This window comes from Vibrio fluminensis (assembly GCF_015278125.1).
Lineage (GTDB): Bacteria > Pseudomonadota > Gammaproteobacteria > Enterobacterales > Vibrionaceae > Vibrio > Vibrio fluminensis.
In genome coordinates this window covers 60004-80928 of the sequence record NZ_JADILO010000036.1, presented here as the reverse complement: position 1 = coordinate 80928, position 20925 = coordinate 60004, and the positions used below count along the sequence as shown (strand labels likewise).

The window sequence follows — 20925 nt, the reverse complement described above, 5'->3', positions numbered from 1 at the left end:
TCCATCGTTACCATTTCCAGTTCGTATTGTTGCGGAGTCGGTTCTTGAAGCATATCGGAGTATCCATATTTCGATACCCCTATTAGATCAAAGGTCTAGCTCGAAAGCTAGACCTTTGTCAGCAGTCTGAGGCACCAGCATATGGTGCCTTTTTGTTTGCCTAGCATCGCGTTCGCCCTTATAGGGACAGACGTGATTACCCAGTAGTGAATTAGTCCTTTTATTCACCATCGCGAGCCCCCTCGCGATTCCGAAAGCTTGCGCTTTGGCGCGAGCGTTCCCGCATCTGGAGCATCGCGTTCGCCCTTATAGGGACAGACATGATTACCCGTTAGTGAATCAGTTCGTTTGATCGCTATCGCGAGTTTCCTCGCGATTCCGTAAGCTTGCGCTTTAGCGCTAGCGTTCCCGCATCTGGAGCATCGCGTTCGCCCTTATAGGGACAGGCACGATTGGCCGCTAGTGAATCAGTTCATTTGAGCGCTATTGCGAGCCCCCTCTCGATTCCACCTTCTTGTCTCTCGAAGTCCTCCATGACAGGGCGTTCTAAATTCTCAAGACTTACTTATGTTGTATGTCCCGCTTAAGACTTTGGCGTATTTCTCTACATTTGTACAAGCGGTCCAATTACTCTTTGCCTTGCCAAAGAGTAATCAGAAAGGCGTTTGATTTGCTGTTGTTGTCCGCACGGTTTTTACCCGTCCTACTTGAAGATGCTACGTCGTTGACTGGCACTCACAAACCTCATCACATAGTTATCTATGCTCAGAGGATTTGTTCGCTTGTCGCCTAGTAGAATCATCAAGTAGTTAGTCTAGCGGTGTTCCCGACACCGAAAACCTAAAAATCGTCCTGATTTTTTCCTAGGGAGTCGGTTCGTTCTAGTTGAAGCTCTAAGTTTTGGATTTGTTGATTAGTTTTGTTGATCGCCATTGCGATTCCGTGAGCTTACGCTTTGTTGCGAGTGTTCTCGGATCCGGATCATCGTGTTCGTGTATTCTGATTTGCCTTGTGTAATCCATTGGCTTACTATTGAAGTATGCATACAATCGTCGAGTTGCCTGAATACAAGAAACGAGTCGAGAAACTCCTTTCAGATGGCGAGAACAAACAAATCATCAGTTATCTTGCTGAGCATCCGAAAGCAGGTGTGTTAATGCAAGGAACTGGTGGTGTTCGTAAGCTTCGATGGGCGCGAGAGAGTAGTGGGAAAAGTAGTGGTGTGCGAGTTATTTACTACTATCACAATGAAGATATACCACTGTTTCTGCTGTCACTCTTTGGCAAAAATGAAAAAGCCAACTTATCAAAAGCAGAATGTAATGTGCTGAGCAAGCTAACCAAAATACTTGCAGACAGTTATAGGAGGTAATTATGACTGACGCATTTAAAAGCATCCAACAGGGGTTAATGGAAGCGATTGAGTTTGCAGAAGGGCAAACTCAATCAGCTATCGTTCATAAGTTCGATTCTGTTGATGTTAAAGCTCTTCGGAATAATGTGGGAATGACTCAAGCAGAATTTGCCGCAACATTTGGTATTAGCCTCGGTACATTACGCCATTGGGAACGTGGTGACAGAACCCCGAGAGGACCAGCACTCGTGTTGCTCAATGTTCTTGCTAAAGATCCGCAAGCAGTTATCCGAGCTCTGACATAATAAGCCTTAGTATTTCTAGGCTTGCTCGTATCCCGATTCCATCTTTTCATTTCTCGAAGCCCTGCTTGGTAGGGCGTTCTAAATTCTCAATACTTACTCATGTTGTATGTCCCGCTTAAGACTTTGGAGTATTTCTCTACATTTGTACAAGCGGTCCAATTACTCTTTGCCTTGCCAAAGAGTAATCAGAAAGGCGTTTGATTTGCTGTTGTTGTCCGCACGGTTTTTACCCGTCCTACTTGAAGAAGCTACGTCGTTGACTGGCACTAACAAACCTCATCACATAGTTATCTATGCTCAGAGGATTTGTTCGCTTGTCGCCTAGTAGAATCATCATGTAGTTAGGCTAGCGGTGTTCCCGACACCGAAAACCTAAAAAATCGTCCTGATTTTTTCCTAGGGAGTCGGTTCATTTAATTTCCCCCTTAAAGGGACAGACGCGATTACCCAGTAGTGAATCAGTTCGTTTGAGCACCATCGCGAGCACCCTCGCGATTTCGTGAGCTTGCGCTTTGGCGCGAGCGTTCCCGCATCCAGAAGCACCGCATTCTCCTTTAAAGGGACAGACACGATTACCCGTTAGTGAATCAGTTCATTTGATCGTTATCGCGAGCCCCCTCGCGATTCCGTAAGCTTGCGCTTTAGCGGGAGCGTTCCCGCATCCGTAGCGCAGCGTTCTATCCCTCCAATTCTCTTTAACACCTCTCAATCTTTGTTTACGAATGTAAAAAACGTAAATCCAAGATGACTTCGGTTTAAATCTAAATGATAATGCATTGCATTAGTAATTATGGAGTTAGGTATGAAAGCATCAGTTTTAGCGTTGATGACAGGCTTAGTTGCACTTTCTGCAAACGCAGAGATGATTGAAATTGAGCATCAAAAGGGAACGACAAAGGTAGAAACGAATCCTGAGCGAGTGGTTGTAATTGGTGTTGGTGCACTGGATGCAGCAGTCACTTTAGGTGTTGAGCCTGTGGCGATTTCAACGGTAAGCATGTTTCCTGATTACCTAGCGCAATACCGTGATTACAAGTTTGTTTCGGCAGGTAGCCTGTCTGAGCCAAACTTTGAAACGATTTATATGCAAAAACCTGATTTGATCATTGTCGGTTCGCGTGCGGCGAAGCAGTTTGATGAACTATCAAAAATTGCACCGACGATTGTTTTTGCCGCTGATGCACAAGAAGGTTACTGGAAGAGTACCCAACAGCAATGGCGCAATCTTGGTCAGGTATTTGAGAAGCAAGAATTTGTTGAGCAGAAGATCGCTCAGCTTGATAAAGAATTTAAAGCAATTAGTGACTACAACCAAACGAATAAAGTAGATGCACTAACGGTAATGAGTTCTGGCGGCAATATCACTGCATTTGGTGCTGACTCGCGTTTTTCAGCGATTTACCAAGATTTTGGATTCCAACAAACCGCGCGAAACGTTAAAGCGAAAACTCACGGTGACTTGGTGTCTTACGAGTTCATCCGCGAAACTAACCCTTCAACATTGTTAATTGTTGATAAAGATCAGTTGACCAACAAGGGCAGCAGCACAGTTAAACGCGATTTTGAAAATGATCTAGTAAAAGCGACTAAAGCGTACCAAAACAAGCAAATGGCTTATCTAGACATTAGCGCTTGGTACTTGGCTATCTCGGGCATTCAAGCGACCGAACAGATGATTAACGATGTTAAATCATCAATGGCGCAATAAAACTAAAATTTGAAGTGTTTGCCCAAGCAACGAAAGTTGTTTGGGCTTTTTGACGTTAGAGGCATGTTTTGAAAAAGTTACTTCCAATACTGTTTTTACTCAGTATCGGTTCTTTGTTTGTTGGTGTGAGCGATTTAGGCCCTATGGCGCTGCTCGCAGGGGATGCGAATAGTTGGCATCTATTGTTTACCAGTCGTATTCCACGTCTTGTTGCGGTGATTCTTGCCGGCGCAGGTTTGAGTATTGCTGGTCTTATCATGCAGCAAATCAGCCAAAACCGTTTTGCTGCGCCTTCTACGTCAGGCACTATAGAGTGTGCCATGCTTGGTTATATTTTGAGCTTGGTGCTGTTTGGTTCTCAGCAAATCTGGCTAATCTTTTTAATTTCTATTCTTGGTACTTTGCTGTTTGTCCAGTTTATCAATCGTATTCAATTCAAGAATGCTATTTTTGTCCCGCTGATCGGCATCATTTTTGGTAACGTGGTTGACTCACTGGCAACCTTCATTGCTTATAAATACGATGCACTACAGAACCTTTCTGGTTGGACAGTGGCGAACTTTGCGAACCTGCTGCAAGGTGATTATGAGCTACTTTATATTGCGATTCCGATTGCGATTTTCAGTTATCTATATGCTACGCGTATCTCGGCGGTGGGCTTAGGTAAGGACTTTGCGACTAACTTGGGTTTGAACTATCAGCAAGTGATTGTGATCGGCGTTATGTTGGTGTCGATTATGGCGGCGAGCGTAGTGATGATTGTGGGTCAGCTGCCTTTCCTTGGTCTAATCGTGCCAAACCTAGTGAGCAAGTTCTATGGGGATAACTTACGTCGCAATATTCCTTTGACCGCCGTTCTGGGCGCCTTGATTGTGCTCTGCTGTGACTTGGCTGGACGCTTAATTATTTTCCCTTATGAGATCCCAATTTCCATGATCATCAGTATTTTAGGTGGCAGTGTGTTCGTGTTCTTTATTCTGCGAGGTCAAAAAAATGCAGGATAGAACCAAACTCCTGATCCTAGGTGCGATTGCTGTCGTGTTTGCAGCGCTGTTTATCGGTCTAGGGTTAAATGCTGACAACTACCAATACTTTTTATCGCGCCGCGTGCCTAAGGTGCTAGCGATGATTTTAGCGGGTGTTGCGATTGGTCAGTCTGCGTTAGCATTCCAAACCATCACTAACAACCGCATTTTAACGCCGAGCATCATGGGCTTTGATGCTCTGTACATGTTTACCCAAGTTTTGGTTGTGGCGGTGTTTGGCGGCTTAAGTAGTTATGTGATGAATGACTATTTGAACTTCTCATTGTCAGTTACGGTGATGCTTGGCTTCTCTATGTTGCTGTTTACATTCTACTTTAAGAGCAATAAGCAGAACTTGATGGTATTGCTGCTACTTGGTGTGATCTTAGGTCAACTGTTTGGCAGTATTTCCTCATTTTTGACCATGCTGATGGACCCAAATGATTTTGCTGCGTTGCAAGAGAGCATGTTTGCAAGTTTCAACAACATTAAAGTTGAACTGGTATATATGTGTGCGCCGCTGCTTCTCATCATCAGCGTATTGCTATTTAGGTTGAACCGCGTACTGGATGTTTTCTGGTTAGACAAAGATAACGCGACTAGCTTAGGCATCGACGTAAAGCGTGTCACCATGCAAGTGCTCGTGCTTTCTGCGTGCTTGATTGCTATTTCGACCGCATTGATTGGTCCAATTATGTTCTTTGGTTTGCTGGTAACTAACTTGGCGCGTGAAATGCTGCGTAGCTACCAACATCGCGTGTTACTACTTGGTGTATCATTGCTTTCAGTCGCTTCGTTACTGGCAGGGCAGTGGATTGTTGAGAATCTGTTTGGTTTCTCCACCACGCTTAGTGTTGTAATTAACTTTATCGGCGGCATCTACTTCTTATCAATGCTGCTAAGAAACAAAATCGTTTAGGTTCACTATGATTAAATTAGAAAAACTAACCAAACTTTTCGGTCAAAATGCAGTAGTAAAACAAGCTAGTGCAGAGTTTGAGAAAGGCAAAGTTACCTCGATCATTGGACCTAATGGTGCCGGTAAAAGTACGTTGCTTTCCATGGCGAGTCGCTTAGTGAGTAAAGATGAAGGCCAAGTCTTTATTGATTGCAAAGAGATTGCTGAGTGGGATACCAAAGAGTTAGCGAAGCGCCTTGCTGTGCTGCGTCAAGCGAACTCGATTACGATGCGCTTTACTGTGCGTGAGATGATCGCTTTTGGTCGTTTTCCTTATAGCCAAGGTAAACTTACCGTAGAAGATCAGACGATCATCAACCAAGCGATTGAGTACCTAGATTTGGTTGCCATTCAACATAAGTATCTGGATGAATTAAGTGGCGGTCAGCGTCAACTTGCCTTCATTGCCATGGTAATTGCGCAAGACACAGACTACGTGTTCTTAGATGAACCACTTAACAACCTTGATATTAAACACTCATTGCAAATTATGCGTAATGTGGGTCGACTGGCTCGTGAGATGAACAAAGCGGTGGTGGTGGTGATTCATGATATCAACTTTGCTGCTTGTTACTCAGATAAGATTATCGCGCTTAAGAAAGGGCAGGTAGTCGCTCAGGGTGATGTCGAAGCCGTTATCCAAGCCGATGTTCTTGAGAGCATCTACGAGACGCCATTCAACATCATTGAGATGGATGGCAAACGTATGTGTACCTACTACTAGCGGCTGGTTATTCGCCTACAGAAAGCCTTTCCTGTGGAGAGGCTTTTGTACGAAAGGGGGTTACTTTGTTAGATCTTCAATGATCGGACAGCAACTACTTGAATCCCCTGGGCAGGCAGCAATCCACTGCTGCAATTGATGTTCTATCTCTTTGAGTTGACGGATTTTGAGTTCAACTTCTTGCAGTTTTTCTTGTGCTTTGGCTTTTACTTCACTGCTCTTACGTTCAGGGTTTCTCGCGAGTTGGACAAATTCTTTGCACTCTATCAAAGAGAATCCCGCATTTTTTGCACGCGAAACGAGGTTGAGTTCTTGCAGATGTTGTGCGGAATATTCTCGGTAGCCCGATTCACTGCGGTGGGGTGGGGTGATGATTCCTTTGTCTTCATACAGACGAATAGACTTACTTGACAGCCCCGTTAGCGTGGCAACTTCACCAATGTTCATTAGCTCAATCTCGATGTAAAACTTGCCTATATTCTAACTTCTAGAGCCCAATTTGCCTATGAAGAAGAGGTTGTGACAGACAAGCCAGTTCGTATGGACTAAAATTTTTTTAGAATCTAGCACGAAAAAGCCGGATTTTTGCAACAAATTAGGATATATAACGCCACAGATTTTGAAGTTTCAGTTAGCAAAATTGCTACAAGCTAGGTTTCATAAGGGATTTGGCGATAGCAACTATAGAATGTAAAACTAGCAAACTAATCTTCATTATCTTGATAGAGCTACCATTTTGATTAAATTCCGTCCGCGAAAAAAATCGAATATTGCTTTAGATCAACAAACAAACGTTTCTATTGGTCTAAAAATTAAAACAAAGTTGAAAGATTCAAAAAAAATTTGAATAATTAAACTCAATACACAATGGAGCGAAAGCTTCGATAATAAGTATGAAACAGGATACGTACCACATGTCTAATTCGTTTGTATTGGTGATTAACTCAGGCAGTTCTTCACTAAAATTTGCAGTAATCGATTCGCAAACTGGCGACGCGATTGTTAGCGGTTTAGGTGAGTGCTTTGGATTACCGGAAGCCGTCATTAGTTGGAAATACAATGGTGAGAAAACCGAAGAGGCGATCACTGCTGCCGACAATCATCACCAACATGCGATTAACCGCATTGTGGACCTAATTGAATCTCTTGGATTCACAAAAGATTTGGTTGCTGTGGGTCACCGTATCGTTCACGGCGGCGAGAAGTTTACTTCTACTGTTCGTATCGACGAGAAAGTACTGGCGGAAATCGAAAACCTTTCAGACCTGGCTCCGCTCCACAACCCTGCAGGCGCGAAAGGTATTCAAGCAGCTATGGTAGCTTTCCCAAGCTTGCCACAGTTTGCTGTTTTCGACACAGCATTCCACCAAACTATGCCTAAGAAAGCGTTCACTGGCGCTATCTCTAACGAGCTTTACACTGATTACGGCATTCGCCGTTACGGTTTCCACGGAACTAGCCACTACTATGTTAGCCGTGAAGCTGCGAAGATGGTTGGTAAACCAGTGGAAGAAGCAAGCTTCATCTCTGTTCACCTAGGTAACGGTGCATCTGTATGTGCAATCGAAAACGGTGAGTCAGTAGACACTTCAATGGGCTTTACTCCGCTATCTGGTCTAATGATGGGCACACGTTGTGGTGACCTTGACCCAGGTATCATCGAGTTCCTATTGAAGAAAGGCTGGAGCCAAGAGCAAGTATTTGAAGCACTGAACAAGAAATCAGGCTTCCTAGGTGTGTCTGGTCTAACTTCAGATGCACGTGGTGTACTAGATGCGATGGAAAGTGGTCACGAAGGTGCGAAACTAGCATTTGAAGTGTTCACTTACCGTGTAGCGAAATACATCGGTTCTTACTTGATTCCACTAAGCAAGCTTGACGCTGTGATCTTTACTGGTGGTATCGGTGAGAACTCTCTACCAATTCGTCGCGAAATCTTGAACAACCTTAAGCTGCTAGGTTTCGTTGAAGATGAAAAGGGCAACGAAGACGCTCGCTTTGGTAACGCAGGTGTAATTGCAAAATCTGACATGTTAAATGCCATTGCTGTAGTTATTCCGACTAACGAAGAGTTCGTTATCGCTCAGCAGTCAGTAGAACTGCTATAAAAATCTACTCATTTTTGGGAAATAAGTCGAAGCCCTTTCCGTATGGAAAGGGCTTTTCTTTTTGCTGGTGTAATTTTAGAGAGTAAAACTGGCATAAAAAGAAAATGTAACTTTTCTGTCTGTAAGTGGTTTACTTTGTAAGTTATTGGCTCTATATTGGTCCCGTAGACGTAATATATCACTAGGACATATCCATGCCTTCACTATTAGCACATCACACTGCCGCTTTTCGCCGAGCAACGCGTTGTGCATTGTCACGTCTAACATCAACTGTTTCAGTCGTCATTCTAGTCATTATTAACTAGGCTGGCGGCAATTTCCCGTCAGCCAGGCTGACGGAGAGATTCCACATCGTTAATACCCTTATTTTCCCCCCAGCCAGCTGACGGTCCATTACAAAAAAGATTAGAGTAATGTCTAATCGTACGAGGACTGTACATTGAAAAATCAAAGTTCGTTAGCGATAGGTTTGATGACATTTGCCATGTTTCTTGGCGCGGGGAACATCATTTTTCCACCTTTCTTAGGACTAGAAGCTGGTACGCAATATTTACCGGCGATGGCTGGTTTTCTGATCACTGCGGTGGGATTACCCGCGCTTACCTTAATTGTATTTGGCCGCTTGAGTGATAGCGCGCAGCTAACTCAAGCACTACCTAAGCCGATTGCGACCGGTTTCTGGGTGCTGCTGTTTACAGCTGTGGGCCCTGCCTTTGCGATGCCAAGAGCGGTAACCGTTGCCTACGAAATGGGTATCAAACCATTTGTTTCTGGTGACCATCTTGCGCTGTTTTCATTTATCTTTGTTGGTTTGACACTGGTATTGGCTTTGCAGCGAGGTAAACTGGTTGATTACATCGGCAAATTTATGACACCAATGTTGGTATTAATGCTGGCGGCGCTGGCTCTAGCGGCCTTAGTGATGCCTTTAGGGGAGCTGAGTACGCCGACAATGGATTATCAGCAACAAGCATTAACCAGTGGCTTAATTCAAGGCTATATGACCATGGATGCGATCGCTGCGGTTGGTTTTGGTTGGGTGATCATCAAAGCGATCACTGACAAAGGTCATGTGACTTCAAAATCGATTTTTAAAGTGACGTTAAAAGTAAGCTTGGTTTACGCACTATTGATGTCAGGTTGCTACCTTGCAATGGCTTACGTTGGTGCTACGTCGGCAAGCATTGCAGAGGGTGTGAATAATGGTGGTGAGCTTCTAACTCGTTACGCGGCAGAAGTATTTGGTACGTTTGGCTTAATATTACTTGCGGGCATCATCATCATGGCGTGTCTAACCACGACAGTGGGTCTGACCAACGCATGTGCTGAATATTATCAGCAAACCTTCAATTCACCGTTTTCTCTGACGGCGGTTATCGTCGTGGTGCTTACTGGCGTGATTGCAAATTTTGGTTTGAACCAGATCCTTACAGTGAGTTTGCCAGCGATCCTGATTTTGTGCCCAGTCGCTATCGCGCTGGTTTTAACGGCACTGGTCATCCCGACGGATCGAGCGAATTGGTTTGCGTATGTTGCGGTAGTGGCAATCAGTTTGCTGTTGGGTTCTATTGATGCGTTAAGTATTCTAGAGATGCTACCTGAATCGATGGCATCACTATTAAACCAATATTTGCCACTATTTAATGCTCATGCTAGTTGGTTTATGCCGGTAGCTGCCGTTATCGCAGCGTCGAAGTGGATATTGTCGCGTAAAAATGATGAGCCAGCTACTGAGTTAGACTTAGTCGTTAAGACAAACAGTTAAGTCGTTGGCATTGTAAGCACTTGGGACTTCCCCGACAGTCTTAGACTAGTAGGGGAAGTCATTTAAACCAAGAATTAATAGTTAGGAATTGGTTGGGCAAAAATCAGTTGGTCTTTTCCACTGCTTTTAGCCTCATAAAGTGCAGTATCGGCAGCTTGGATCAGCTCTATGTAGCTAATGTCTTGTAGTATTGGCGCGTGCACTGCGCCAATACTCAAGGTTAGAGAGTGAATATTCTGACTGTTTGGATTAGAGATCTTTAGTTCTCGCACTGCTGAAAGGATCTCTTTTGCGATCATTTTTAACTGCGCTTCATTTAATCCTACAAAAGCGAAAATAAACTCTTCACCACCATAACGAGCGAGAATGAAGTCCTGAGTTTGCACAATCGTTGTCAGTCGTTTGGCGATAGCGATTAAACATTGGTCACCTTCTAAGTGGCCATACTTATCGTTAATTGATTTGAAATTATCGATATCCAACATGAGAATTGACAAAGATGAGTAGTTGTTTCTCGGGTTAGTAAAAGTATCATCTAAATATCGTTGTAACGCTCGTCTGTTAGCGATCATCGTTAACGGGTCAATAAAGACAAGCTGCTCAAGTTTAGATGTTAAATATTCTAGCTCTTTGTTTTTTGATTCTAGTTCTTTATTTGCGATAATTAACTGATCTTGATACTTTCTTCGTACAATGTTTTGAGAAATGATAAAGCCAAGCATCTTCAGAATATTCACTTGAGAAGGTTTTAATGGACTTGCGGTAATTAAATTATCACATGCTATCCAGCCAATCGCTTCATTTCCGTCCCATAGGGTGACGTACCCGTTCCAACCAATACCAACATTCTTGAAATTATGTAATAAAGAGGTGTGTTGCTGAAAGCCGATAAAGGTACGATTACGAATCATTTCCGAAGCGAAAGTATGCTCATCAATGGATGATGTAAACCAACGTTCATCGACAACATTACCCTCAATATCAGTGCCATAGGTGCCTTGAACTTGGTTATCTCCAGTAATTAAAAAGATGGCTAATCGATCGATTGTCAGGTTTAAAATTGCATGTTCCACTGCGATTTTATACATCTCATCATTAGATTCTGCGCGGCCCAATAGATATGAAATGTCATGCAATATGTCTATTTCTTTATTGTATCGAGTTTGACGTGTACTCATAAAAGCTGACCTGGTTTTTATTATATATTTTATAAATTTTTTAAGCGTAACTATGACGTTTTTTATTCCCGTTACTAGCCATTAAAATAATATCAAATTTATTTAAAATCGTGATCTATTACGCAAAAGTGTGGGGTGCTTCAACTTTATTTGATTAATTAAACAAGCGCTCAGATCAAATTCGGAATTATATTTTTTGAAAAGCGCTATGATAACGATTGCAAAAATTTTATAAAAATTAAAGTGCCAATTGTTATTAATATTGCACCATTGCTAGACTCTTCACTCCCAGTGTTTCTATACGAAAACCCTCCTCTTGTTTTTGCAATCTCCACACCAACTGAATGAAGGTGCACTTAGCTTCAGTTGTTGCTTAGTTACCTTATTTTTGCCGCATTCTGGCGCATTTAGATTAGAGTTCAAACTAAAATTCATCATTTTTATGCGGCAGATGTCACATTAATGCCCCTTATTTGAGCAATAATTTGATTTTTAACCCTCTTTGGTGCGCATAATAAAAAGGAATTTTGATTAGAGCTCTAAGGAAAGTTTCTAACATGATTACAATGGAACCTTGGTTAGACTCGCAGGAGGCGAAAACTAAACCAAGTAAACAACTGATTTTTCGTGAACCTAACGTCACTGATGGAGATAGAATATTTAGTTTGATTGCGGCTTGCCCGCCGTTAGACACTAATTCTTCATACTGCAATTTTTTACAAGCTACGCACTTCAGTAACACCTGCATATTGGTCGAGCAAGACAACCGTGTTGGCGGTTTCATCTCTGCTTACCGCAAGCCAGATCAGCAAGATGTTCTTTTTGTCTGGCAAGTAGCTGTCTCTCCAGAATGTCGAGGCAAAGGTCTCGCATCCCGCATGTTAAACGCTCTGCTAGCCAGAGACGGTTTAGAGAATATTAAAGCGATAGAAACCACCATTACTAAGTCAAACAAGGCTTCTTGGGCGTTATTTGAAAAGTTTGATGCCAGCCAAGGCGGACGAGGAGATGTGTCGATCTTCTTAGATGAACAAGCCCACTTTAAAGGTAAGCACGACACGGAATACCTCTATCGCATTCCCACCAAATAACTTCAATTTTAACTAGGAAAGATACGGTCTTATTATGGACATTTTTAACAAGCAAGAATCTAAGGTTCGTTCGTACTCGAACAGTTTTCCCGTGGTTTTCACCAAAGCACAAGGTAGTTGGTTAGAGACGGAAAACGGCGAGCGTTACTTGGACTTTCTTGCCGGAGCAGGTTCTTTAAATTATGGTCACAACAATCCAGAGCTAAAACAAGCGCTAGTTGATTACATTTTGGCGGATGGCATCACTCATGGCTTGGATATGCACTCAGAAGCGAAAGCCAATTTCTTACAAGTGCTAAAAAACGTCATTCTTGAGCCAAGAAACCTAGATTACAAAGTGCAGTTTACTGGACCTACGGGTACTAACGCAGTCGAGGCAGCATTAAAGCTGGCTAAAAAAGCCAAAGGCCGCAGTAGCGTAGTTGCATTTACTAACGGCTTCCACGGCTGTACGGCAGGTGCGCTTGCCGCGACGGGTAACCAACACCACCGACAAGGCGCGCCGCAAGGTAGTTTGTCAGGTATTACGCGTATTCCTTATGAAGGTTATGCGGGGGTGGATGGGCTAGCGTTGTTTGAAACCATGCTTAACGATAATTCGGCGGGAATGGATAAGCCAGCGGCAGTACTTTTGGAAACAGTGCAAGGTGAGGGGGGGCTTAATGTCGCTTCTAACGCATGGCTTCAACGTTTAAGCAAGATCTGTAAAGCTAACGATATCTTGCTGATTGTCGATGATATTCAAGCGGGCTGTGGGCGTACTGGTACTTTCTTTAGTTTTGAACCGGCTGGCATTCAACCTGATATTGTCACCTTGTCAAAATCAATCGGGGGTTATGGTTTGCCAATGGCAGTTGTGCTGCTTAAACCTGAGTTAGATATTTGGAAACCAGGTGAACACAACGGTACTTTCCGTGGTAACAACCACGCCTTCGTAACAGCCGCAAAAGCATTAGAGCTATATTGGTCGGATGACGCGCTAGAAAAGCACATTGCTCGCAGCTCACAACAGGTTACTGAGGTTATTGAAAAGCAACTTAAGCGATTTCCTGAACTGTTTGTACAACAGAAAGGGCGCGGAATGATGATTGGCATTGAATGTCAAAATGGCGCTCTTGCTGGCGAGATTGCCAAAGCCTGTTTTGCTAACGGTATGATTATTGAAACCGCAGGTCCCAACGACGAAGTGGTGAAATTCTTCTGTCCTCTTACCATCAGCGAGTCTGAACTTGGTCAAGGTTTGGGTATTTTCGAGCAAGCCGTAGAATCAATCGCGCAGAAACATTTTAAAAAAGCATCGTAAGAAACAGGGAATTATCATGATTGTTAGAACGCTAGAGGAATGTCGTAATAGCGAACGTCGCGTAGCATCAGAAACGTGGGAAAGTGTTCGTATGTTACTTAAAGATGACAAGATGGGTTTCTCTTTCCATATCACGACTATTTTTGAGAATACCGAAACCCATATTCATTATCAAAACCATTTAGAGTCAGTTTACTGCATGAGTGGGGAAGGCGAGATTGAAGTGGTCGGTGGCGAAACGTATCCAATTAAGCCCGGCACATTGTATATCTTGGATAAGCATGATGAACACTATCTTCGTGCTTACAAAGATACGCCGATGGTGATGGCATGTGTATTTAATCCGCCAATCACAGGCGCAGAGACTCACGACGAAAATGGCGTATACCCATTGATTGATTAATCGTCGACTATGTTTTTCTGAAACGGTGAGGCGATGTAGCCTCACTGCTTTTATCCCCACTTTTGTTTTTAACTCAAGCGTTGAATCACTTAATCAATTTGCTTAAGCAGTTTAATTAAGTGATTCAATTTAATAATTCGACTAAGGACAGTCCATGACTTTTACCGTAGAAAAAATCGGCGGTACATCTATGTCTGCGTTTGACGCAGTGTTAGACAATATCATTCTTCGCCCCCAAGAACCGTATAACCGAGTGTTCGTGGTATCTGCTTATGGAGGTATGACCGATGTGCTTCTTGAGAACAAGAAAAACGGTAAGCCTGGTGTGTATCAACTGATTGCTAAGCGCGATGACTCTTGGGGTGAGTCTTTAGCACAAGTTGAAAGACAGATGTTGCTAGTGAACGAGAATATATTTGCTGACCCAATGAGTCGTATGCGCGCCGATAAATACATTCGCTCTCGCATTGCTGAAGCCAAAAACTGTATCAGTAATATTCTTGATACTTGTCGCTATGGTCAGTTTTCTCTTCGACATTACTTGCCACAGATTCGAGAATTTTTGTCGTCAATCGGCGAGGTGCATAGTGCGTACAACACTGCACTAAAGTTAAAGACCTTAGGCATCAATGCAACATTTGTTGATCTGTCTGGTTGGGATTGCCAAAAGCCGCTTACATTGGATGAAACCATCGCTGAAGCATTTGAGAAGATTGATATTACATCTGAGCTACCAATTGTGACCGGCTATGCCTACACCAAAGATGGTTTGATGAAAACCTATGATAGAGGCTATAGCGAAATGACCTTTAGCCGTATTGCATCGATCACTAACGCGGACCTTGCTGTCATCCACAAGGAGTACCATTTAAGCTCCGCTGATCCGCGCATTGTTGGAACCGACCAAGTGCTGCCGATTGGTAAAACCAATTTTGATGTGGCCGACCAACTAGCTAGTTTGGGGATGGAAGCGATTCACCCCAATGCGGCCGCTGGTCTACGTCAAAGTGGAATCCAACTGCAAATCAAAAACACTTTTGAGCCTGAGCATCCCGGCACGTTAATTTCCTCTGACTACAGCCCAGAAACCGACAAGATTGAAATCATTGCCGGTAAAGAGAAGGTTTTCGCGTTACATCTATTTGACCAAACCATGGTGGGGCAGGTGGATAACGTTAGCTATGATTTAATGCAGATCATCGCTGAGGCCCGTGTAAACCTGATTGGGAAAGAGATGAACGCAAACTCAATCACTTATTATTTAGGTGGTAATGAAGATGCGTTGAATAAGGTGCTCTATCGTGCTGAGAAGCGTTACCCTAACGCATCGATTAAAGGTCGTATGGTGGCGTTGATTTCTGTGATTGGTTCACAGATTGATACCAACAAAACCTTAACTAAGGGTGTGCTTTCTCTTATGGAGAACGATGTAACACCAATTGCGGTTCACTCATCAATGCGCAATGTTAACGTGCAATTTGTTGTAGCAGATAGTGAATACCAACAGACTATTTGCGCGTTGCATAAGGTATTTTGTCTACCGAAAAAAGAGCAGCAAGCGTTGATGGCATAAAGCCAGACAAGTCGACGATCAAAGAAAGTAAATCAAAGAGCTGGCTGGTCCGGCTCTTTGTCGTTCTTGCTTTATAGCGAGGAGAACGAAGAGGGAGACTGACACCATTTTTTGCCTTACATATTGCGATAGAGAGTGAAGTAATGGATTTGTTATTTGCGTTAATTATCCATAAAAATTATTAACTAATCCAAAACGATTAATGCTTAATATATCACCGTTTTATGCGTGCTTAATGAATTTATAGTCTGATATGTACTATTTTGTTGACTTTTTATTCTGTAGTTTGCGATATTTCACGCATCTGAAAACTAAGCGTGAAAAAGGTTATGTCTCACACTCATGCACAGCCAGCGGACTCGGCTGTAACGAAGAAATCTTGGCAGATGCCAGATACCCTAATTTTAATCTTCTTTGTTGGTATCTTTGCTGCGATTCTTACTTACTTAATCCCTGCGGGCTCTTTTGATAGCCAACAGGTGACATACATGGTCGATGGTGCTGAAAAGACACGTACAGTTATTGACCCTAACTCTTTTGCTTATGCGACTGATGAAGCTGGTGAACTGGTTTACAACACGGTAAGCCTATTTGCTTCAGGCGGTGGCATTGGTCTAATGAACTTCCCATTTGAAGGTCTAACTTCAGGCTCGAAATGGGGCAGTGCAATCGGCGTAATCATGTTTATGCTGGTGATCGGTGGTGCATTTGGTGTGGTAATGCGCACCGGTACTATCGACAACGGTATCCTACGTCTGATTGATAAAACCAAAGGTAATGAATCACTATTTATCCCTGTACTTTTCCTACTGTTCTCACTTGGTGGTGCAGTATTTGGTATGGGTGAAGAAGCGGTTGCCTTCGCTATTATCATCGCTCCACTAATGGTTCGTCTTGGTTATGACGGTATTACAACCGTAATGGTAACTTACATCGCAACACAAATTGGTTTTGCGACGTCTTGGATGAACCCGTTCTCAGTGGCGATTGCGCAAGGTATCGCGGGTATTCCAGTTCTTTCTGGTATGACCGTACGTATGGGTCTATGGGCTGGCTTTACGCTTATCGGTATCGCTTTCACTATGGCATACGCAGCGCGCATCAAAGCAAACCCAGAGCTATCATACAGCCGTCGCACTGACGCGTACTTCCACCAACAAGAAGCATCGGTTGCTGAATCTCGTTGGAACATTGGCGATACGCTAGTGCTTCTAACCGTAGTAGCTTCGACTGCATGGGTAGTATGGGGCGTAGTAATGCACGCTTGGTACATTCCAGAAATCGCATCGCAATTCTTCACTATGGGCTTTGTAGTAGCGATGATTGGTACGATTTTCCGCTTGAACGGCATGACATTAAACGAAGCTGCGGCAGCGTTTAAAGAAGGTGCCAGCATCATGCTAGCGCCAGCATTGCTGGTTGGTTGTGCGAAAGGTGTACTACTGCTGCTAGGTGGCGGTTCTTCAGAAGAGCCAAGTGTACTGAACTCAATCCTAAACGGTGCAGGTAGTATGTTAAGCGGTCTGCCAGCAGTGGCATCGGCATGGCTAATGTACGTGTTCCAGTCAGTGTTCAACTTCTTTGTAACCTCAGGTTCTGGTCAAGCAGCACTAACAATGCCACTACTATCGCCGTTGTCTGATATCGCAGGCGTGACTCGTCAAGTAGCGGTATTGGCATTCCAACTAGGTGACGGTTTCACTAACGTAATCGTACCAACTTCAGCGCCTCTAATGGCAACACTTGGTGTATGTCGTATCGATTGGGGTGACTGGGCGAAATTCTGCTGGCGCTTTATGCTACTATTGTTCGCAATTTCGAGCGTAGTGGTAGTAGTTGCTCAGCTAATGGGCTTCTCATAATAAACCCAAGCGAGTTTGATGATTCGATGGCGAGATATTTATCTCGCCATTTTTTATTGTCTGCCTAAGTTTATAGGCAAACAAAGATTTTGGAGAGACCATTTTAATGGCGACACAATACTTAGACGATGTGATTCAAGGTCACCGTGTTATTCATTCTTTAGATGTGGCCGATTTGGCTGCAGGTGAGCATAAGTTCATGTTCCGTATTGCCACGGATGCACTTTCTCAATGGCAACATTTGCCAGTAATGGTATTCAAGGGCGAAAAGCCGGGCAAAAAAATCATGATCACTGCGGGTGTTCATGGTGATGAATACAATGGCGTATTAGCCGCGCAAAAGACGGCGCGTGAATTGGTTGGTAAAGAACTTGCAGGTACGGTGACGATTGTGCCGATGATCAACCTGACGGGAATGCTAAACCATAGTCGTGATTTCTTCTCGGCAGATCCAGATGCGTCTCCTTGTAACTTAAACCGTTTCTTCCCGGGTGATGCAAACGGAAATGAGGCAAATCGTTTTATCCATGCATTGTGGCACAACTTGCTAAAATCGAATGCGGACTTGGCGATTGATCTGCATACCCAAACCAGTGGAACAGTATACCCATTGTATGTGTTTGCGGATTTCCGTTTAGAGCAGGCAATTGAGATGGCGCGTTTGATTAATCCAGACGCTATCTTAAATGATCCAGGCGACGCAGGTGTACTTGAGACAGTATGGAACACCAGTGGCATTCCAAGCATTACGATTGAAGTGGGTATGGGTCGTTACACTGAATTGGATCTGATTGAGCGTACCGTGAATGGTATCTTTAACGTGCTTAAACGTCATGAGTTGCTTCAAGGTGAAGTGGAAGCGGTTGTTCCGTGCCTAGAGGGACAGGATATCACGAGCATTCGTGCGGAAATTGGTGGTTTTGTTATCCCACAAGTTGCGATGATGGATAAAGTAGAGCAAGACCAATTGGTTGCGATCCAATACGATAATTTTGGTGATGAATTGAAGCGTTATTATGCACCAAGTGTAGGCACGGTACTGAGCCACAATATTGAGTCAATTCGCGCTCCGGGTTCTTTGGTTGTACGCTTGATCCACTAAGCTCTCGCTTCTCAGAACTCGACTCTAAATTCTCACGACTCTATTCTCAAAGGTCTAAGCCATGCTTAGACCTTTGCTCTATTTATCATGGTTTGATTTAACGTTCTCAGCTGTCTTTGCAAGTGTTGATAAGGTCTCAACTAAGTTCATCGGCATTGGAAAAACAATCGTTGAGGTCTTTTCGTTAGCGATTTCGGTGAGTGTTTGCATATAACGAAGTTGGAGCGCATTTGGCGCTTCGTTAAGCATTTCGGCCGCTTCTTTCAGTTTACTCGATGCTTCCAATTCACCCGTTGCATGAATCACTTTCGCGCGGCGATTTCGCTCGGCTTCTGCTTGTCTTGCTAGAGCTCTAACCATGCTATCGTTAAGATCAACATGCTTAACTTCAACGGTGGCAATCTTGATGCCCCAATCATCGGTTTGTTGATCTAAGATCGCTTGCAAATCTTTGTTGAGTCGCTCTCGCTCAGAAAGCAGTTCGTCGAGTTCGTGTTGTCCCAATACCGAGCGTAAAGTCGTTTGCGCCAATTGGCTGGTGGCATCGCTATAGTTTTCAATGTTGTTGATTGCCATTTGTGGGTCGACGACGCGGAAGTAGACCACCGCGTTGACTCTGACTGAGACATTGTCTCGGGTAATCAAGTCTTGAGTTGGCACATCAAGTACCACGGTACGAAGATCGACACGAACCATTTGTTGTATAAAGGGGATCAAGATAATAAGCCCCGGCCCTTTGACTTCTTGGAATCGTCCTAGAAAGAAAACGACGCCACGTTCATACTCACGTAAAACTTTGAACACTTGTGTCGCGAGTGCCAATAACAGTACAAGTACAACCGCTGTAGTATAGAGCATCATAAGCGCCTCCTAATTTTTAGCGTGTTGTTTTTTCACGGTTAAGGTTAAACCTTCAATTTGGGTGACTTCGACCTTATCGCCCGTTTGTAAGGGTTCTTGTCCCTCGTAGAGCGCACTCCAAAGTGCGCCGTTAAGCTGTACGCGACCTCTTCCTTCGATGAATGAATCGGTCACGATGGCGAGTTGACCAGTCATGGTTTCAACGCCCGTTGTGACGCCTTTTTTGCGTATTCTCAGTAGCAAGGCGATAGTTAAGAGAATGATAACCGCAGAAACGGCAGCGACGCCAAAAATCAGTGGTAGGGCAATTTGAAAGCCAGGTATGTCACTATCTATAAGAAAGATCGAGCCTAAAACAAATGCCACGATGCCACCAACCCCGAGAATGCCAAAGCTTGGGCTGAACCCTTCCGCAACCATTAACGCTATCCCAAGCAGCAACAATCCAAGCCCTGCATAGTTCACCGGCATCATTTGCAGTGCGTACATTGCCAGTAGCAAACAGATCCCGCCCAACACGCCGGGCAAACCAATTCCTGGGTTATAGAATTCTAGCAAAAGCCCATAAATACCAATCAGCATTAGGATATAAGCAACGTTTGGGTTGGTGATGACAGCCAGCAGCTCAGCGCGCCAGTCGGGTTGGCGAAGCTCGAAGCTGGGATTATCAAAATTTAGAGTAAGTTCTAAGCTATTAACCGTGACAGTGCGACCATTGGCAAGGTTAACCAGTTCTTTGGCTGAGGCGGCAATGTAATCAATTACGTTAAGCGCTAGTGCTTCTTCGGCATCTAAACTTGCCGCTTCACTTACTGACTTTTCTGCCCATTCTGCGTTACGGCCATGTAGCTTTGCTAATCCTTTGATGTAGGCTTTGGCATCATTAATGACTTTTTTCTCCATTGCAGTTTTGGCTGGTACCTTGTCTTGGTTTTCAACTGGAGAAGCGGAGTCTGACGTATCATCGTTGGAAGCGTCATCACTTGGTTTAGCGGGACTTGCGCCGCCGATCTGAACAGGTGTTGATGCGCCTAAATTGGTTGCTTTTGCCATTGATGCGATATGACTAGCCAGTAGAATGTAAGTCCCAGCGCTTGCTGCCCGAGCGCCGGAAGGACCAACCCAAGTTGCAACCGGAACACTGGAGGTTGTGATGGCGCGAATAATATCTCGCATCGCGCTGTCCAAACCGCCAGGAGTATCCATTTTTAAAATAACTAGACTAATACCGGAGGTTTGAGCCAGTTCGATTTCTCGACTGATGTAGTCACTTGTCGCGGGGCCTATTGCCCCCTTAACCGGAACAATCCAAACGGTTTGTGCGAACACTGTGCTCGACAGCAAGAAGGTTAGGAAGAATGTGCAAAATTTTTTCATACAACCTCCAGAAGTAAGGCACTCCATAGAAGAAGCCACTTGAGACTACTGGCGTACCATCGGTCACCACTGATGCTGTTTTTCTATTGTTTGTATAATTATAGCTACGTATTAATTACATATAAGGATTACCTCAAGAGCAGTACGAGAAGGAAAAGCATTAAAATAGCTGTCGTCAAACCAAAAAGGAGTATGATGGGGAGCAGTTGGCTTGCTTGCCCCTGACAT

The 20925-nt window shown here is 43.9% G+C and carries 18 protein-coding genes; 14 read left to right on the top strand and 4 right to left on the bottom strand.

Annotated elements, in window-relative coordinates; all coding sequences use genetic code 11:
- Positions 1 to 1039 precede the first annotated feature (1039 nt).
- The 6 genes from IRQ95_RS19285 (at position 1040) to vctC (ending at position 6074) form a co-directional block, all read left to right on the top strand.
- On the top strand, positions 1040 to 1372 hold the full coding sequence (locus IRQ95_RS19285) for a type II toxin-antitoxin system RelE/ParE family toxin (protein ID WP_194438981.1): 333 nt from the start codon (positions 1040 to 1042) through the stop codon (positions 1370 to 1372).
- Between the two features lie 2 nt (positions 1373 to 1374).
- Positions 1375 to 1659, top strand: coding sequence for a NadS family protein (gene nadS, locus IRQ95_RS19280; protein WP_194438979.1), 285 nt, complete (start codon positions 1375 to 1377; stop codon positions 1657 to 1659).
- Between the two features lie 802 nt (positions 1660 to 2461).
- The gene (locus IRQ95_RS19275; protein WP_194438977.1) at positions 2462 to 3367 is read left to right on the top strand and encodes a siderophore ABC transporter substrate-binding protein; all 906 of its coding nucleotides are present in this window, start codon (positions 2462 to 2464) and stop codon (positions 3365 to 3367) included.
- Between the two features lie 68 nt (positions 3368 to 3435).
- Positions 3436 to 4371 carry an iron chelate uptake ABC transporter permease subunit VctD gene (vctD, locus tag IRQ95_RS19270; protein WP_194438974.1) on the top strand — a complete coding sequence of 312 codons (936 nt, stop codon included), beginning with the start codon at positions 3436 to 3438 and terminating at the stop codon, positions 4369 to 4371.
- Positions 4361 to 5311, top strand: coding sequence for an iron chelate uptake ABC transporter permease subunit VctG (gene vctG, locus IRQ95_RS19265; RefSeq protein ID WP_194438972.1), 951 nt, complete (start codon positions 4361 to 4363; stop codon positions 5309 to 5311). Before vctD ends, vctG begins: the two co-directional genes overlap by 11 nt.
- 7 nt (positions 5312 to 5318) lie before the next feature.
- The gene (vctC, locus tag IRQ95_RS19260; protein WP_194438970.1) at positions 5319 to 6074 is read left to right on the top strand and encodes an iron chelate ABC transporter ATP-binding protein VctC; all 756 of its coding nucleotides are present in this window, start codon (positions 5319 to 5321) and stop codon (positions 6072 to 6074) included.
- A gap of 60 nt (positions 6075 to 6134) precedes the next feature.
- On the opposite strand, the gene cueR is transcribed toward vctC, so the two are convergent.
- Positions 6135 to 6521 carry a Cu(I)-responsive transcriptional regulator gene (gene cueR, locus IRQ95_RS19255; RefSeq protein WP_194438967.1) on the bottom strand — a complete coding sequence of 129 codons (387 nt, stop codon included), beginning with the start codon at positions 6519 to 6521 and terminating at the stop codon, positions 6135 to 6137.
- 467 nt (positions 6522 to 6988) lie between these two features.
- Here cueR and IRQ95_RS19250 point away from each other — a divergent pair, with 467 nt between their 5' ends.
- Positions 6989 to 8182 (top strand): acetate/propionate family kinase, encoded by a 1194-nt coding sequence (locus IRQ95_RS19250; protein ID WP_194438965.1) that lies wholly within the window; start codon positions 6989 to 6991, stop codon positions 8180 to 8182.
- 439 nt (positions 8183 to 8621) lie between these two features.
- A complete protein-coding gene (gene brnQ / locus IRQ95_RS19245; protein WP_194438964.1) occupies positions 8622 to 9947 on the top strand; it encodes a branched-chain amino acid transport system II carrier protein in 1326 nt (441 codons plus the stop codon).
- 74 nt (positions 9948 to 10021) lie between these two features.
- Here the strand turns inward: brnQ and IRQ95_RS19240 are convergent, their stop codons facing one another.
- The gene (locus tag IRQ95_RS19240; RefSeq protein WP_194438962.1) at positions 10022 to 11125 is read right to left on the bottom strand and encodes a GGDEF domain-containing protein; all 1104 of its coding nucleotides are present in this window, start codon (positions 11123 to 11125) and stop codon (positions 10022 to 10024) included.
- Between the two features lie 557 nt (positions 11126 to 11682).
- Between IRQ95_RS19240 and ectA the strand changes: the two genes are divergently transcribed.
- From ectA to IRQ95_RS19210, 6 genes are all read left to right on the top strand, one after another.
- Positions 11683 to 12216: a diaminobutyrate acetyltransferase gene (gene ectA, locus IRQ95_RS19235; protein WP_194438960.1), complete on the top strand. Its 534-nt coding sequence runs from the start codon at positions 11683 to 11685 to the stop codon at positions 12214 to 12216.
- Positions 12217 to 12250: 34 nt separating this feature from the next.
- The gene (gene ectB, locus IRQ95_RS19230; protein ID WP_194438958.1) at positions 12251 to 13519 is read left to right on the top strand and encodes a diaminobutyrate--2-oxoglutarate transaminase; all 1269 of its coding nucleotides are present in this window, start codon (positions 12251 to 12253) and stop codon (positions 13517 to 13519) included.
- 16 nt (positions 13520 to 13535) lie between these two features.
- Positions 13536 to 13922, top strand: coding sequence for an ectoine synthase (locus IRQ95_RS19225; RefSeq protein WP_075652342.1), 387 nt, complete (start codon positions 13536 to 13538; stop codon positions 13920 to 13922).
- A gap of 154 nt (positions 13923 to 14076) precedes the next feature.
- The gene (locus tag IRQ95_RS19220; RefSeq protein WP_194438956.1) at positions 14077 to 15495 is read left to right on the top strand and encodes an aspartate kinase; all 1419 of its coding nucleotides are present in this window, start codon (positions 14077 to 14079) and stop codon (positions 15493 to 15495) included.
- A 329-nt stretch (positions 15496 to 15824) separates the two neighbouring features.
- The gene (yfcC, locus tag IRQ95_RS19215; RefSeq protein ID WP_194438954.1) at positions 15825 to 17357 is read left to right on the top strand and encodes a putative basic amino acid antiporter YfcC; all 1533 of its coding nucleotides are present in this window, start codon (positions 15825 to 15827) and stop codon (positions 17355 to 17357) included.
- Positions 17358 to 17463: 106 nt separating this feature from the next.
- Complete coding sequence (locus IRQ95_RS19210; protein WP_194438952.1) at positions 17464 to 18459, top strand: succinylglutamate desuccinylase/aspartoacylase family protein; 996 nt, start codon at positions 17464 to 17466, stop codon at positions 18457 to 18459.
- Positions 18460 to 18537: 78 nt separating this feature from the next.
- Here the strand turns inward: IRQ95_RS19210 and IRQ95_RS19205 are convergent, their stop codons facing one another.
- Together IRQ95_RS19205 and IRQ95_RS19200 are read right to left on the bottom strand one after the other, a co-directional pair.
- Entirely contained in the window at positions 18538 to 19320 is a 783-nt protein-coding gene (locus IRQ95_RS19205; protein ID WP_194438950.1) for a slipin family protein, read from the bottom strand.
- Positions 19321 to 19329: 9 nt separating this feature from the next.
- Complete coding sequence (locus tag IRQ95_RS19200) at positions 19330 to 20697, bottom strand: NfeD family protein (RefSeq protein ID WP_194438948.1); 1368 nt, start codon at positions 20695 to 20697, stop codon at positions 19330 to 19332.
- Positions 20698 to 20925 lie beyond the last annotated feature (228 nt).